The 14,803-nt window shown below is 70.2% G+C and carries 13 protein-coding genes; 4 read left to right on the forward strand and 9 right to left on the reverse strand.

Features of this window, described 5'->3' with window-relative positions; all coding sequences use genetic code 11:
* Position 1 precedes the first annotated feature (1 nt).
* Entirely contained in the window at positions 2-1,474 is a 1,473-nt protein-coding gene (locus tag AS25_RS07205) for a sensor histidine kinase (RefSeq protein WP_035963800.1), read from the forward strand.
* 106 nt (positions 1,475-1,580) lie between these two features.
* The gene (locus AS25_RS07210) at positions 1,581-1,871 is read left to right on the forward strand and encodes a WXG100 family type VII secretion target (protein WP_035963802.1); all 291 of its coding nucleotides are present in this window, start codon (positions 1,581-1,583) and stop codon (positions 1,869-1,871) included.
* An 8-nt stretch (positions 1,872-1,879) separates the two neighbouring features.
* Here AS25_RS07210 and AS25_RS07215 read toward each other — a convergent pair whose 3' ends face one another.
* The 4 genes from AS25_RS07215 to AS25_RS07230 all read right to left on the reverse strand — a co-directional run bounded on the left by AS25_RS07215 (position 1,880) and on the right by AS25_RS07230 (position 5,650).
* Positions 1,880-2,833, reverse strand: a complete 954-nt coding sequence (locus tag AS25_RS07215) for an RNase H family protein (protein ID WP_035963803.1) — start codon at positions 2,831-2,833, stop codon at positions 1,880-1,882.
* Between the two features lie 222 nt (positions 2,834-3,055).
* The gene (gene groL, locus AS25_RS07220) at positions 3,056-4,690 is read right to left on the reverse strand and encodes a chaperonin GroEL (protein ID WP_035963806.1); all 1,635 of its coding nucleotides are present in this window, start codon (positions 4,688-4,690) and stop codon (positions 3,056-3,058) included.
* Positions 4,691-4,916: 226 nt separating this feature from the next.
* Positions 4,917-5,273 carry a hypothetical protein gene (locus tag AS25_RS15255; RefSeq protein ID WP_052160790.1) on the reverse strand — a complete coding sequence of 119 codons (357 nt, stop codon included), beginning with the start codon at positions 5,271-5,273 and terminating at the stop codon, positions 4,917-4,919.
* Between the two features lie 152 nt (positions 5,274-5,425).
* Positions 5,426-5,650 (reverse strand): DUF3263 domain-containing protein, encoded by a 225-nt coding sequence (locus AS25_RS07230; protein WP_035963809.1) that lies wholly within the window; start codon positions 5,648-5,650, stop codon positions 5,426-5,428.
* Between the two features lie 59 nt (positions 5,651-5,709).
* On the opposite strand from AS25_RS07230, the gene AS25_RS07235 reads away from it, so the two are divergent.
* Positions 5,710-6,393, forward strand: coding sequence for a uracil-DNA glycosylase (locus AS25_RS07235; protein WP_172644421.1), 684 nt, complete (start codon positions 5,710-5,712; stop codon positions 6,391-6,393).
* Positions 6,394-6,412: 19 nt separating this feature from the next.
* Entirely contained in the window at positions 6,413-7,264 is an 852-nt protein-coding gene (locus AS25_RS07240) for a siderophore-interacting protein (protein WP_035963811.1), read from the forward strand.
* A gap of 4 nt (positions 7,265-7,268) precedes the next feature.
* Here AS25_RS07240 and AS25_RS07245 read toward each other — a convergent pair whose 3' ends face one another.
* From AS25_RS07245 to ptsP, 5 genes are all read right to left on the reverse strand, one after another.
* Positions 7,269-9,386 (reverse strand): threonine/serine exporter family protein, encoded by a 2,118-nt coding sequence (locus AS25_RS07245; RefSeq protein WP_035963813.1) that lies wholly within the window; start codon positions 9,384-9,386, stop codon positions 7,269-7,271.
* 148 nt (positions 9,387-9,534) lie between these two features.
* Positions 9,535-10,617 (reverse strand): lipid II:glycine glycyltransferase FemX, encoded by a 1,083-nt coding sequence (locus AS25_RS07250; RefSeq protein ID WP_035963815.1) that lies wholly within the window; start codon positions 10,615-10,617, stop codon positions 9,535-9,537.
* Between the two features lie 87 nt (positions 10,618-10,704).
* Positions 10,705-12,612, reverse strand: a complete 1,908-nt coding sequence (locus tag AS25_RS07255) for an FMN-binding glutamate synthase family protein (protein WP_035963816.1) — start codon at positions 12,610-12,612, stop codon at positions 10,705-10,707.
* Positions 12,613-12,736: 124 nt separating this feature from the next.
* A complete protein-coding gene (locus AS25_RS07260) occupies positions 12,737-13,018 on the reverse strand; it encodes an HPr family phosphocarrier protein (RefSeq protein ID WP_035963817.1) in 282 nt (93 codons plus the stop codon).
* Positions 13,019-13,065: 47 nt separating this feature from the next.
* On the reverse strand, positions 13,066-14,799 hold the full coding sequence (gene ptsP / locus AS25_RS07265; RefSeq protein WP_253270509.1) for a phosphoenolpyruvate--protein phosphotransferase: 1,734 nt from the start codon (positions 14,797-14,799) through the stop codon (positions 13,066-13,068).
* Between the last annotated feature and the right edge of the window lie 4 nt (positions 14,800-14,803).

Below are 14,803 nucleotides of genomic sequence, written 5' to 3' on the forward strand. Positions count from 1 at the left end.
GTTGAACGTCCTCACCCGCCGGTTCCGCTCCGCGTCCCTGCGTTCCCAGCTGATGGCCCTCACGGGGCTGTTGCTGGCCATCAGCATCTCGGTGACCACGCTCGTGGCCGTGTCCGTGCTGCGCGACTCGCTCGTGACGAGCATGGACCAGGAACTGCGCGGGTCCGTGAACACCGTGGCCCCGGTGCTCACGGGGGCACTGCAAGGTGATGTGACCACGCCGGTGCCCAATTCGGGGTACCTGCTGGACCAGCACGGCAATGTGGTGGCGAGCGCGCGCAGCGGTACCGGGACGTCCCCGGACAGCTCGAGTCCCGATCTGAGCGGGATGACCCTGGACTACGTCATGGCCCACGACGGCCAGGCGGAGACCGTGGGGTCCGTGGGCGCCCCCGAGCGCAAGTGGCGGGTGGTGCCCACCAAACTCACGGCGTTCGACATGTCCGTGGTCGTGGCCGAGCCCCTGGACCGCACCACCGCCATCATCTCCGGCGTGGGGCTGCTGACGTTCAGCTTCGGCCTGGCCACCCTGCTCGCGGCCATGACCGTGGGGTGGGTCATGGTCACCCGGGCGTTCCAACCGCTGCGACAGGTGGAGGCCACGGCCGCCCGGATCGCGGAGGGGGACCTGTCCCAGCGTATGGAGGGCTACAACCCTCAGACGGAGATCGGGCAGCTCTCGGGCTCGCTCAACGCGATGCTCGGTCACATCGAGGACGCGTTCGACGCCCGCACCCGCTCCGAGACCAAGCTGCGGCGCTTCGTCGCGGACGCCTCCCACGAGCTGCGCACCCCCCTGGTCTCGATCCGCGGGTACTCGGAGCTGTACCGCCACGGCGCGCTGCAGACCCCCGAGGACGTGGGCAAGGCCATGGAGCGCATCGAGTCCGAGTCCAAGCGGATGACCCAGCTCGTGGAGGACCTTCTGACCCTGGCCCGCTTGGACGAACGCCGGGTCGCCACCACGCGGCCCGTGGACCTCTTGCACCTGGCGTACGACGCCGCGTCCGACGCCCACGCCACGGCACCGGACCGCACGGTGCGGGTCGTGGGTCTGCAGGACTCCCAGCCCGAGGCCGCGTGGGTGCACGGGGACGAGTCCAAGCTGCGCCAGGTCGTGGCCAATCTGATCACCAACGCCCTGCGCTACACCCCCGCCGGTTCACCGCTCGAACTCGCGGTGGGCCTCGAGAGCGCCGTGGACGGCCAGTTCACGTCCGTGCTGCAGGTCCGTGACCACGGGCCCGGCATCGACCGGGAGGACGCCGAGCGCGTCTTCGAACGCTTCTACCGCGCGGATTCCTCCCGCACCCGCGAGACCGGCGGCACGGGACTGGGCCTGTCCATCGTGGCCGCGATCATCGCCCAGCACGACGGCGCGGTGAAACTCGAGGAGACCGACGGCGGCGGAGCCACCTTCACCGTGCGGATCCCCCACACGAAACCTGTGGACGAGGACCCCGCGGACGCCTGAGTCCCCATCCCCTCCCTCTCCGGGGTGTTGCGCGGCACGTGCCGCCTAGCGTGGATCGGGGCCGGCAATCCACCGGCCACCGCATCCGCTCCAGGGAGGAAACACCATGGCCCACTTCGTCGTGGACAGTGACACCATTGCCGCCAAGTCCCAGCAGGCCCACGGGCACATCGAACGGCTCAGCTCCGAGGTCAACGGCATGAGCGCCACGCTCGCCGATCTCCAGGCCTCGTGGACGGGCACCGCCTCGGCCAGCTTCCAGGAGGCCTTCCGCTCCTGGCGCGCCGCACAGGCCCAGATGGAACAGGCCGTGGCCCAGATCAACCAAGCACTCGCGACCGCGGGCACCCAGTACGCCGAGACCGAGGCCGCGAACGCGCGGATGTTCGCCGGGTGAGCCCGGGCTCAGACCTCCGCCGTGACCTGGTGGTACCGCAGTAGCCACGGGCCCATGTCGTGGTGCTGGTCCTCGCGGACCCACACGGAACTGCGCCGGGTCACGGTGGAGGTCTCCTCGAGCCGGTAGCTCACGTGGTAGGCGTGCGCGCCCAGGGCCGTGACCCGCAGCTCCCGGGGCTCGCACCCCGCCGCTTCGACGATACTCAGCACGGACTCGGGGGCTGCCGTGGCACCTCGCCGGTCCACGCACACCAGGTCGGGGTGCAGGGACTCCCCCGGGCCACCCGCAGTGTTGCCGCATCCCAGCACCGTGGCCTCACGCGAGGACGCCTCCGTGACGAGGTGCTCGGGGACGTCCCCGGAACCGGTTGTGTCCCCGGATCCGGCGGGACCCGCCGCGCTGTCCGCGGTGAGGTCGTCCGAGGAGGCCCATGCGGAGAACAGATCGGGTTCCTCGTCCCCCGCCTCGGTTCCGTAACCCGCATCGTCCCGGAAACCCGGCCCTGCGGGCAGGTCGTCCGCCGCCATGCCGGACTGGTAGGCCGCGGCCATGGCACGAGCGCGCTCATCCGCGGCCTCGTTGAGCTCATGACCCGCGTGGCCCTTGACCCATTCGAAGCTGACGTCCCGCCCGGCGAGTTCCTCGTCCAATGCCTTCATGATCTCCACGTTGAGCACGGGCTTGCCGTCGCGCTTCTTCCAGCCCTTTTTCTTCCAGCCGGGCATCCACTTGGTGACCGAGTTGATCACGTACTGGCTGTCGCACAGCACCTTGAGCGGTTCGTCCGCGCGGTGCCGGGTGGAGCGGAGCAGATCGAGCACCGCGGTGAGCTCACCCATGTTGTTGGTGCCGTGGGCCCAACCCCCCGCGCGCCACGAGGTGGGGTCGATGTACCAGGCCCACCCCGCCGGTCCGGGATTGCCGAGCGCGGAGCCGTCCGCGGCAGCGATGATCGTCATGCGCTCATCCTCGCAAAACCTCCCGACACGCTGAACCACCGCCGCAGGCAGGTCGCCACCCGGGCCTGCAGAGGCCCGCGGTTCAGCGGACCACCCCGGACTACCACCACCCGGGTGCGCGAGGACTCCCGGACATGCGAGAACCCCGGGGACAGCGCGTGTCCCCGGGGTTCTCGAGATGTCCGCCCGTGTGCCGGGCGGGACTCACTCAGAAGAGCGAGATCACATCATGCTGCCCATGCCACCCATGGGATCGGCACCCGCGCCCGCACCGGCGGCCTCGGGCTCGGGCTTGTCCGCGACCACGGCTTCGGTGGTCAGGAACAACCCGGCGATGGACGCCGCGTTCTGCAGCGCGGAACGGGTCACCTTGACGGGGTCGTTGATGCCCGCGGCCATGAGGTCCTCGTACTCGCCGGTGGCGGCGTTGAGGCCCCAACCGGTCTCGAGTCCGCGCACCTTGTCCACGACCACGCCCGGCTCGAGACCGGCGTTGAGCGCGATCTGCTTGAGCGGCGCGTCGATCGCGACCTTGACGATGTTGGCACCGGTCGCCTCGTCCCCGGACAGCCCGAGGGACTCGAAGACCTTGGCGCCGGCCTGGATCAGGGCCACGCCACCACCGGCGACGATGCCCTCCTCCACGGCGGCCTTGGCGTTGCGCACGGCATCCTCGATGCGGTGCTTGCGCTCCTTGAGCTCGACCTCGGTGGCGGCACCCGCCTTGAGGACGGCCACGCCGCCGGCCAGCTTGGCCAGGCGCTCCTGCAGCTTCTCGCGGTCGTAGTCGGAGTCGGAGTTGTTGATCTCCGCGCGGATCTGGGCCACGCGGCCCTCGATCTCCTCCTGCGTACCGGCGCCGTCCACGATGGTGGTCTCGTCCTTGGTCACCACGACCTTGCGGGCCTGGCCCAGCAGGTCGATCGTGGCGGACTCGAGGGACAGGCCCACCTCTTCGGTGATGACCTGACCACCGGTGAGGATTGCGATGTCCGCGAGCTGCGCCTTGCGGCGGTCACCGAAGCCGGGGGCCTTGACGGCCACGGACTTCACGGCGCCGCGCATCTTGTTCAGCACGAGCATGGCGAGCGCTTCGCCGTCCACGTCCTCGGCGATGATCAGCAGCGGCTTGCCGGCCTGCATGATCTTCTCGAGTACGGGGACCAGGTCCTTCACGGCGGAGATCTTGGAGTTGACGATCAGGATGTAGGGGTCCTCGAGGACGGCTTCCTGACGGTCGGCGTCGGTCACGAAGTAACCGGAGAGGTAGCCCTTGTCGAAGCGCATGCCCTCGGTCAGTTCGAGGTCCAGCCCGAAGGTGTTGGACTCCTCGACGGTGATGACGCCTTCCTTGCCGACCTTCTCCATGGCCTCGGCGATGAGCTTGCCGATCTCCGGGTCCGCGGCGGAGATGGACGCGGTCGCGGCGATCTCCTCCTCGGTCTCGATCTCCTTGGCGGAGGACAGCAGCTGCTCGGTCACCGCGGCCACGGCCTTCTCGATGCCGCGCTTGAGGGACAGCGGGTCCGCACCGGCGGCCACGTTGCGCAGGCCTTCCTTCACGAGGGCCTGGGCCAGCACGGTGGCCGTGGTGGTGCCGTCACCGGCGACGTCGTCGGTCTTCTTGGCGACTTCCTTGACGAGCTCGGCGCCGATCTTCTCGTACGGCTCCTCGAGCTCGATCTCCTTGGCGATGGACACGCCGTCGTTGGTGATCGTGGGGGCGCCCCAGGACTTCTCCAGCACCACGTTGCGTCCGCGCGGGCCGAGGGTGACCTTGACGGCGTCCGCGAGGGTGTTCAGGCCCCGCTCGAGGCCGCGGCGGGCTTCTTCGTCGAATGCGATCATCTTTGCCATGTGTTTCGTCCCTCCTGGACGGTTGACAAACAAGACTTGTCATCACGATGCCCGCGACGGACGGTGCCGCGCCGCGATCCTCACCGCGCCGCAACCACCTCACCGTGATGTCACTCGTCCGCCGCGCGACCACCACCGGACCCGGTTAGCAGTCCACGCGACTGAGTGCTAATCCCATAGTGGCACTCGTCATGCCGGAACCGCAAACGCCCTGCGTCCAGTGGACTCAGGTTTCGTCCCCGGCTGAACGGGCGGCCCAGGCGGCCGCGGGGACTCCGGGCACGACGTCGCTCGCGGCCGTCCCGAGCGCCACGGCACCCACCGCGGAGGCACCGGCCGCGGCGTCGTCGTCCGGGGACACCGCAACGGCTGCGGCGGGGAGGGCGAGCGCTTCCTGGGCCGTGCGCGGGGCGTTGACGAAGGCCACCGCGCCCAGGACGAGGGCGAGCACACCGGTCACGAGGATCGCCAGGAACTTGCCCCGGGAGCCCGCTCGGGCGTTCGGGTTGTGGCCCCGGTGGGCGCCCTGCCGGGCACCGTCCTCGGGAACGTCGTCGAACTCATCACGGGGGTACTCGCTCATGCTGTGGCTCTCCTCAACGAACGGCGGGATCCGGGACACCGATCCGCGGGCGCCGGGACCGTGGGACGGCGTGCGCCCTGCCCACCCGGGCCCGCGGCGGTCAGGTGTCCGCGGTGCGCTGCCCACTATCCCACGCGTGCCCGGGCGCCGGCTCAGCGATTGCGCGCGCGGCGCAACCGGGAGATCAGCATGGGGGCGTGGCGCGCGGCGGCCTCGGAAGAAATCAGAGCGTTGAGCCGCTGGTAGTAGTGCACGGGGCTCAGCCCCAGGCGGGAGCGGATCGCGGACTCCTTGGCGCCGCGGTACTTCCAGTGCTCGGACTCCAGGTCCAGGATGGCCCGGTCGAGCTCGTCGAGGCCGTCGCCCGTGGTAGACATGGGCTCAACCCTAACCCTCCGGGCGGTACCCGGAGACCGCACGCCCTGGAGGTCGCACCGTGAACACCCCGCCCCCGTTGCACGAGATCATGAACGAGGAGTGGGCCCGCGCCCTGCAACCCGTGGAGCCGCAGATCCGGGCCATGGGCGAGTTCCTGCGCACCGAGCACGCCGAGGGCCACCACACCCTGCCCGCCGGGGACCACATCTTCCGCGCGCTGCGCGAGCCGATGTCCGCGGTCAAGGTGCTGATCGTGGGCCAGGACCCCTACCCCACCCCGGGCCACGCGATGGGCCTCTCGTTCTCGGTGGCCCCGGACGTGCGCCCGATCCCGCGGTCCCTGCAGAACATCTACAAGGAACTGCACTCCGATCTGGGGATCACCCCGCCCGAGCACGGGGACCTGTCCTCGTGGGCCGAGCAGGGCGTCATGCTGCTCAACAGGGTCCTCACGGTACGCGCGGGCTCCCCCGCCTCCCACCGGGGCAAGGGCTGGGAAGCGGTCACGGAGTGCGCGATCCGCGCGCTCGGGGCGCGCGAGCAACCCCTCGTGGGCATCCTGTGGGGTCGCGACGCCCGCGGCACCAAGGACTGGCTGGGTGGGGCGCCCACCGTGGAATCGGTGCACCCGTCCCCGCTGTCCGCGTCCCGGGGGTTCTTCGGTTCCCGCCCGTTCTCCCGCGCCAACGAGCTGCTGCAACAACAGGGCGCCCAGCCCGTCTCGTGGGAACTGCCCGCGTAGCAGCACCTACGCTGGGTACATGGCACAGACTCCGGCGCGACCCCGCAAACCCCAGCTCGACCTCACCGTCACGGACCGGATTCAGCTCTCCCCGGCCATGGTGCGCGTGGTGTGCAGGATCGAGAACGCCGAGCAGTTCCAGGACATCGAGGCACCGGAGAAGTACGTCAAACTCGTCTTCTTCTCGCCCGCCACGCTCGCGGCGACCGCGCCCGGCGAGTTCCCCGACTACTGGGCCGCGCGCGAGAACGCCGCACCCCAGGACCAGCCCGTCACGCGGCACATGACCCTGCGCCGCACGGAACCCGACACCGGGACCGTGTGGATCGACGTCGCCCTGCACGGCACCGAAGGCTACGCCGGGCCGTGGGCGGATGCCGCGTCCCCCGGCGACCGGATCGTAGCGCTCGGCCCGGGCGGGAAATGGCTCCCGGACCCGGCCGCCGCGTGGAGCATCTTCGCGGGCGACGACGCCGCCGTCCCCGCCATCCTCGCGAACCTCGAGGCGCTGCCCGCCTCGGCCCGCGGGGAAGCCGTCCTCGAGGTCGAGGACGCCTCCCACGAACTCGACCTCACCGACGTCGCGATCCCCGAGGGCGTCCGGGTGCGCTGGGTGCATCGCGCGGCGCAGAAGGACGGCGAACGCGCACTCGTCACGGGCCTCGCGGACGCCGAGTGGCCCGAGGATCCCGCGGAGGTGCAGGCCTTCGTGCACGGCGAGCGCGAGGCCATGAAGGCCGCCCGGAGGCAACTGTTCGACGTCCGCGGGCTCGAACGCTCGCAGGTGTCCCTGTCCGGGTACTGGGCGGCCGGACGCGCCGAGGAGACGTTCCAGGCGGAGAAGAAACTGCCCGTGGGCAAGATCCTCTGACCGGTCAGCGGCGGCGGTTGCGCCGCTGTGAGAGGTACTGCATCCGCTCGATGAACGGGCGCATGAGGTACTTGGCGAGCACCACGCCCGCGGCGAGCAGCACGATCGACGCCATGGCGTTGAGCAGTCCCGTGATGCCCTCCCCCGTGGTCTCGTTCTCCACGGTGATCGCGTACATCCCGCGGAACAAACTCAGTCCGGGCAGCAGGTAGGTCATCGCGGGGATCGCCAGGATCGCCTGCGGGATCTTGGCCTTCGCCGCGAGCAGCGCGGCCACGCAACCGCTCGCCACGGCCCCCACGCCCGTGGCCAGCCGGGTACTGGGATCGAAACTGCCGATCCCGTGGTAGATCGCGAGCCCGACCAGCGCGGCCACCACGGTGGGCAGCAGGTGGCGGGGTTTGGCCTGCATGGTGATCGCGATCAGGGCGGTGGAGATCAGCATGAACACCGTGTTGGTCACGGCCGCAGCCGGTGTGAACACCGATTGGGAGACGTCGATCCGCGGCACCCCCAGGTGCGCGGACAGTGTGATCCCCAGGGCGATCCCGGCCACGATCCCCAGGAACGCCATGGCGGTGGAGAGTAATCGGCCGGCGGCGGTCACGGGGAACCCGTTGATCGCGTCCTGCATGGTGGAGACCATGCGGGTGGTGGGCAACAACATGATGATCCCACCGGCGATGACCCTGGGCGGGGACACCTCCACCCCCACGGCCGAGATCAGCAGGGCACCGAGCGTGACCACCAGGGCGTTGGCCGCGAGGGAGAAGAACTCCGGGATCCGCCACGCACCGAGCTTGGCCGTGACGGACTGCACCACCACGGAGGAGACCACGGCCACGAGCGCACCGGCCGGACTGCCGCCGATGGCCAGCGTGATGGTCCCCGCCGCGATCACCGTGGCGAGCCACACGACCCACTTGGGATAGGGCTTGGGCCGGGCGTTGATCCGGGCGAGTTCCCGTTCGGCGTCCCGCAGGGGCGTGTTGCCCTCGATGATCCGGGTCACGAGCTGGTGGGAGTCCGCGAGACCCGAGTAGTTGTCGGTCCACGAGCGCACCACGCGCATCACGGTGTGGCTCGAGGTCGAGGAATCCCCCCACGGGTCCTGCCCGGTGCGCGGTGCCGAGGACCCGCGCTGCTCGCCCGTGGTCCCGGGCGTGCCCGCCAGAGCGGTCGCGGGGTGGGCGGAGGACCCGCCGTCCTCGGTGGTCGGGCGAGGGGCCTCCCCCGCGGCGGTGAGCTTGCCCGTGGTGGTGGTCTCGGCGACGTAGTTGATGGTCACGGACTGGTTGGTGATGTCCACGTCCAGGTTCTCGACCCCGTACGTGGCGCACACCGCGATGATCGCGTTCTCCACGTCCAGCGCGTCCGCGCCGTAGTGGAACATGGTCTCGGCCAGGCGCAGCGCGAAGTTCAGGGTGCGCCGGGCCTGACGGTCCGTACTGTCCCCGAACTTGCGCAGGTGCTGGAACGGCGTGGCGGTGAGCCGGTCCACGACCCGCATGGGCGCGGTGGGCGCGGCGTCCCCCTGCACGAGGGACCGCAACAGGGCCTTGGGCGCGCGCGACGGTTTGACCCGGGTGGCCGGGTACACGCCCCGCGAGATCGCGGTGGTCGCCGGTGCCGGTTCGTGGGCCACGGTCTCCGGCCGCTCCACGGGCGAACTCGCGGGGGTGGTACCGCGCCGGGACGGACTGCTGATGGGTTCGGTCAGTGCCGCGGGAACCGCCGCCCGGTGCCCCTGGCCCGCGCGGTCGGCGGCGATCTGGCCCGGTGTGAGGACGGGCAGGGAGGAGACCTGCGGCGTTCCGGTGCCGGTCGCGGGACCGTGCCCGGCGCTGCGGGGACGGACGCCGGGGACCCGCAGCTGCGACGTCGTCCGGGTGTCGGTGTGCACGGGCGCGCTACGCAGTTCCGCCCGGGCGGCCTGTTCCTCGGTGGGGCGCGTTGCGTAACGCGTACGACGCCCCGGACTCGTGTGCTGCACCGCGTCGCGCAGCGCGGTGTCCCCGGCGGGACCGAACGGTTCACCGTCCACCGCGTGCGGGCCCGTGCTCTCACCCGAGGACGGGTAGCCCTGGTGCGCCAGACGCGTCAATTGCTCGCTCACGCTCACGTGGGATCACCCTTCCCTGCCACCGCAGGCACTGTTCGACTCCTGTGTGCTGGGGTGCGGCCCACACGCATCCGCTCGCGCGCCCGTGCTCGCCCACGTCCTCGCCTGCGGGCGAGCGGGGGCCGGGTGGAGGGGCCGCGGCCGCCGGTCAGTAGAAGGGCTGACCCGTGCGGCGCACCCACAACTGGCGCTGTACCTTCTCCGCCACGTTGTTCCACACAGCGTATTTCGCGCGGCTGAGTGGCTGATCCCAAACGCCCACGTAATCCACGACAGTCTTGGTGAAGCTCGTCTTGAACAACCCCAGACCGTAGTAGGGGTGCTCCTTGTTCTTGAGCTGGTCGGAGGGCGGGGTCCCGCAGAAGTCGTACTGGGTGATCTCGTGGTCCTGCTTCAGGTCCGTGATGGCGCTCCACTGCACGAGGTGCGAGTCCCCGTACTGCTTGCGCCGCGGCTTGGAGCCGCCGTCCTTGTAGGTGCCCTTGCGCCCGTAGGAGATCACGTAGGCACCCACCGAGGGCTTGCCGTCCTCGTACGTGAAGTAGAGCCGGCCCTGACCGCGATCGGCGAAATTGTTCCAGAACGCCCGGTAGTACTCGTAGGAACGCAGGGTCACCTTGGCGTGACCCTGACCCACGGAATCCATGAGCGCGTACATCGCGCGCATGTTCTCCTCCGTGAGCGGGACCTGGTCCACCTCGCAGCCCTCGCGGGTCGCACGGCGCACCGCGTTGCGACCCCGCGAGTGCAGGGACTTGAGCAGGGCCTTCTCGTCCATGTCCGTGTCCAGCACGGCGGTGGAGTCGTTGGGCTGAATCTCGAAGGACTTCACGAGTCCACTGCGCGCCATCACGCCCGCGGCGTAGTCGGAGGCCACGATCTCGGGTTCGTACTTGATCGCGAACACGCCGCGCGCGGGACCCGCCACGAAGCGCTCGTTGGCCGCCACGATGCCGGGGATGTCGTCCACGCTCGCCACGTCCGGGCCCTTGATCATGTACCACAGCCTGCCCAGGGCGGGCACGGACTTCTCGAGCACCAGGTTGTAACTGGGCTGCGAACCGTCCGTGGGTTCGTACACCACGTACTGCGGCTTCCACCCGTGGTCCTTCTTGACCAGCGCGAACGCCTCCGACTGCAACAGGTTGCCGCCCGAGGGGTTGGCCGTGACGTGGGAGTCCCACTCGGCGATTTCCTGATCGGTGGCAAAACGTGCCGTGAATTCTCGCAAGGCTCTCTCAATCCTGTACAGGGGGCACTGACGACGTGAGGCGGTGCCGCGCTGTCGCGGCACCGCCTCACATGGTATCCCTTGGGCTCAGGCGAGCCCGGGGTTGCGGGTGCGTGAGTCGTCGGAGGGGTCCACGTGATCGGAGTCCGGGGACGGGTCGCTCGTCGTGTGCTGGGCACCGGCCGCGTTGCCAGGCTGCCCCTCGGGACGCCGGCTCGTGCCCGCGGTGGGCTGCCCGGGGTTCGCCTCGGAGGCCTGCCCCGCAGATGGCCCGCTCGTGCGCGGCGTGGCGGACTCGGTACCGCGCTCGCCGCCGGGGGCACCGGACAGCGCCGGCTCGCGATCATCCGCCGGCATGACGTCGCCGGGTTCCAGCGGGCTGCGGCCCTTGAACACGTACTTGCCCGGGTGACCCGGGGTGAACTTGTCCGGATCGGCGTAATCCCAGTCCTCACCCCAACCGCCTTCGACGCCCTCGAACAGCTCGCCCGGCGTGAGCCAGCGGTAAAGGGTCTCGTACGAGATGCTCTGGGTGGCCGTGACCTTGCGGCGCAGCATCTGACGCGTGAGCTCCTCGGGGTGCTCGCAGCCCATGGTGGAGATGATCTGGCCCGCTTCCTCCACGGTCAGGCGGTGGTAACGCTCCACGCGGTCACCCTTGTCCTCGATGTCGAGGGCCTTGTAGAGCTTGGGGTTCTGCGTGGTCACGCCCACGGGGCACTTGTTGGTGTGGCACGCCTGAGCCTGGATGCAGCCCACGGCCATCATCATGGCGCGCGCGCTCATGCAGAAGTCAGCACCCTGGATGATGTGGCGCACGATGTCGTGGCCCGAGGTGATCTTCCCGGCGGCGCCGATCTTGATCCGGTCCCGCAGTCCCGCACCCACGAGCGCGTTGTGCACCAGGATCAGACCCTCCACGAGCGGGGTGCCCACGTGGTCCTGGTACTCGAGCGGTGCGGCGCCGGTGCCGCCCTCGGAACCGTCCACGATGATGAAGTCCGGGGTGACCTTCTCCTCGATCATGGCCTTGCAGATGGCCAGGAACTCCACGCGCGAGCCCACGCACAGCTTGAAGCCGATCGGCTTGCCGTTGGACAGTTCCCGCAGATGGGCCACGAACTGGATCAGACCGCGCGGCGTGGTGAACGCCGAGTGGCTGGCCGGGGAGATGCAGGTCTGGCCCACGGGGACCATGCGCGCCTCCGCGATCTCCTCGGTCACCTTGGAGCCCGGCAGCACGCCGCCCAGGCCCGGCTTGGCGCCCTGGGAGAGCTTGATGTTGATGGCCTTGACCTGCGGCAGGTTGGACTTCTTGCGAAAGGCCTCCGGGTCGAAGTTGCCGTTCTCGTCACGCGTGCCGAAGTACCCGGAACCGAACTCCCAAATAATGTCGGCGTCGTGGGCGAGGTGGTACTTGGTCAGCCCGCCCTCACCGGTCTCCTGCGCGAACCCGCCCATGGCCGCGCCCTTGTTCATGGCGAGCACGGCGTTCTTGGACAGGGAGCCGAAGCTCATGGAGGAGATGTTCAGCAGCGAGGCGTCGTACGGCTGCTTGCAGTCCGGCCCGCCCAGGCGCACGCGGTGCTCGCTCTCCGGGGCCGCCTTGGGCGCCACGGACTGGACGAAATACTCGTAGCCCGGTTCGTTCACGTTGAGCTCGGTGCCGAACGCCTTGTCGCCCTTGAAGCCCTTGGCCCGCGAGTACACGAGCGAGCGCTGGTCACGGTTGAACGGCTTGCCGTCGTAGTTGCGCTCGATGAAGTACTGCTGGATCTCGGGGCGGATCTTCTCCATGAAGAACCGCGCGTGCCCGAGCACGGGGAAGTTGCGCAGGATCGAATGCCTGCGCTGCGTCGCATCGCGGATGCCCACGAGCAACAGCAGGAAGAAGATGACTGCGAGGATCCACCATCCCCAGGGACCGAAGACCGCTGCGAGAACCGTGGCAATCGTGGCCACGACCAGACCGGTCAGAATGAGAAACCGCACCATGCGATTCACCGTACTCCTCGCCCTGGGCCCCGACCCCGGTCACCGGAATGAGACGATCACCCCCCGGGAAAGCGCCGACGCCGGGTGCCCACACAGGGGCGCCCGGCGTCGGCGGTGGTGAGGATCACTCGGCGTCGAGGTCCGTCTCGATGATCGAGGCGAGGTGCTCGAGGGCTTCCTCGGCGCCGTCGCCGTCGGCCGCGAGGACCACCTTGTCCCCGTGGGCCGCGCCCAGGGACATCAGGGACAGCACCGAGGACGCGTCCATGCCCTCCTCGGCGTCCTCGCCCTCGGCGCGAATGGTGATCTCCAGGTTCTCGTACTCGCCGGCGGCCTCCGCGAAGATCGCGGCGGGCCGGGCGTGCAGCCCCACTCGGGAGGCCACGGTGGCAATGCGTTCTGACATGTCAGCTCCTTGCTGGGTCGGTTCGGGTGGCGATGGTTCGGGCGGGGTCACAGCCCCAGTTCGTGCAGCACGGGCAGCTGGGCCCGCACGGCCTCCTTGGCCTCGCGCGCGCTCGTGGCGGACACCGCGAGCGCGGCCAGTCGCTCGGCCTGCGCGGTGTCCACGCGCGCGAGCACGGCGGCGACCGCGGCGAGCGAGCGGGCACTCATGGACAGGGTGTCCACGCCGAGGCCCACGAGCACCACGGCGAGCGCGGGGTCCGCGGCGGCCTCGCCGCACACACCCACGTTCTTGGGCGCACCGGACGCGGACGACGCCGTTCGGGCACCCGCCGCGGTGCGCTCGATCATCCGCAGGACGGCCGGTTGCCACGGGGAGTTCAACTCGGCCAGTGCGCCGAGCATCCGGTCCGCGGCCATCGTGTACTGCGTGAGGTCGTTGGTCCCGAGCGACACGAAGTCCACGCGCTCGAGGATCTGCTCGGCGGTGATGGCGGCGGCGGGGGTCTCGACCATGACGCCCGTCACCTCGAGTCCTTCGGCGCTCGCGAGCTCGTGGAACCGGGCGGCCTCGTCCGCGGTGGCGATCATGGGCGCCATGACCCACACGTGCGCACCGGTCTCCCGGGCCGCCGCGGCGATCGCCTCGAGCTGGCGCTGCAGTACGCCCGGGGTGGTCCAGTCGGTGCGGTAGCCGCGCACGCCGAGCGCGGGGTTGGGCTCGGTGGTGTCCGTGAGGAAGGGCAGGGGCTTGTCCGCCCCGGCGTCGAGCGTGCGCACGACCACCTTCTTGCCCTCGAACGCCGCGAAGATCTCGGCGTACGCCTGGGTCTGCTCGGCCACGGTGGGTTCGCTGTCCCGGCCCAGGAAGCAGAACTCGGTGCGCAGCAACCCCACGCCCTGGGCGCCGGCCTCGGCGGCCGCGCGGGCGTCGTCGCCGGTGCCCACGTTGGCGAGCAACGGGACCTCGGTGCCGTCCGCGAGTGCGCCCCGGCCGTCGAAGGACGCGAGTTGCGCGGCCGCGCGCTGCCACGCGGTCACCGCCTCGCGCTCCTGATCGCCGGGTGCCGCGACGACGCCGCCCTCGGCCCCGTCCACGAACACGGGCGTCCCGGCGGGGATCTCGAGGATCCCCTCGACGGCCACGGCGGCCGGCAGCCCCAGGTTGCGCGCGAGGATCGCGGTGTGGGACTGGGGTCCACCGGAAGCCGTCACGAGCGCCACGACGACGTCCGGGTCCAGCACCGCGGTGTCCGCCGGTGCGAGGTCCTCGGCCGCGAGCACGAACGGCTCCTTGCGCTGGGGCACGCCCGGGGCGTCCTCCCCGCGCAACTGGGCGACGACGCGCGCGCGGACGTCCTCGATGTCCGCGGCGCGTTCGGCCATGTAGCCACCCATGGCCCGCATCTGGTCCGCGTACGCGGTGGCAGCTTGCCACAGGGCACGCTCGGGGCTGAGCTGTTGATCGGTCACGAGCTTGCCCGCGTTCTTGATCAGGGCCTTGTCCCCCGCCATGAGGGATGTGGCCTTGAGCACCTCCGCGGCGGATTCCGATCGGGCCCGTGCGGCCCGTTCCTTGAGCTCCGCCTTGACCGCGAGCGCGGCGGCCTTGAGGCGGTCGATCGCGGCCTCGGCGTCCCCGGTGAGCGGGTCACCCTCGGGCGGCTCGCTCACGGCGAGGGCCATGTGCACCACGGGGGCGATGACACGCCCGGGGCTGACCCCCACACCGCGCAGTTCCACGCGCTGCTGCGCGGCACCCATCACGTCGTTGTCAGTCATGATG

Origin of the sequence: Kocuria marina, from assembly GCF_000786655.1 — a bacterium.
Taxonomy (GTDB): Bacteria; Actinomycetota; Actinomycetes; order Actinomycetales; family Micrococcaceae; genus Kocuria; species Kocuria marina_A.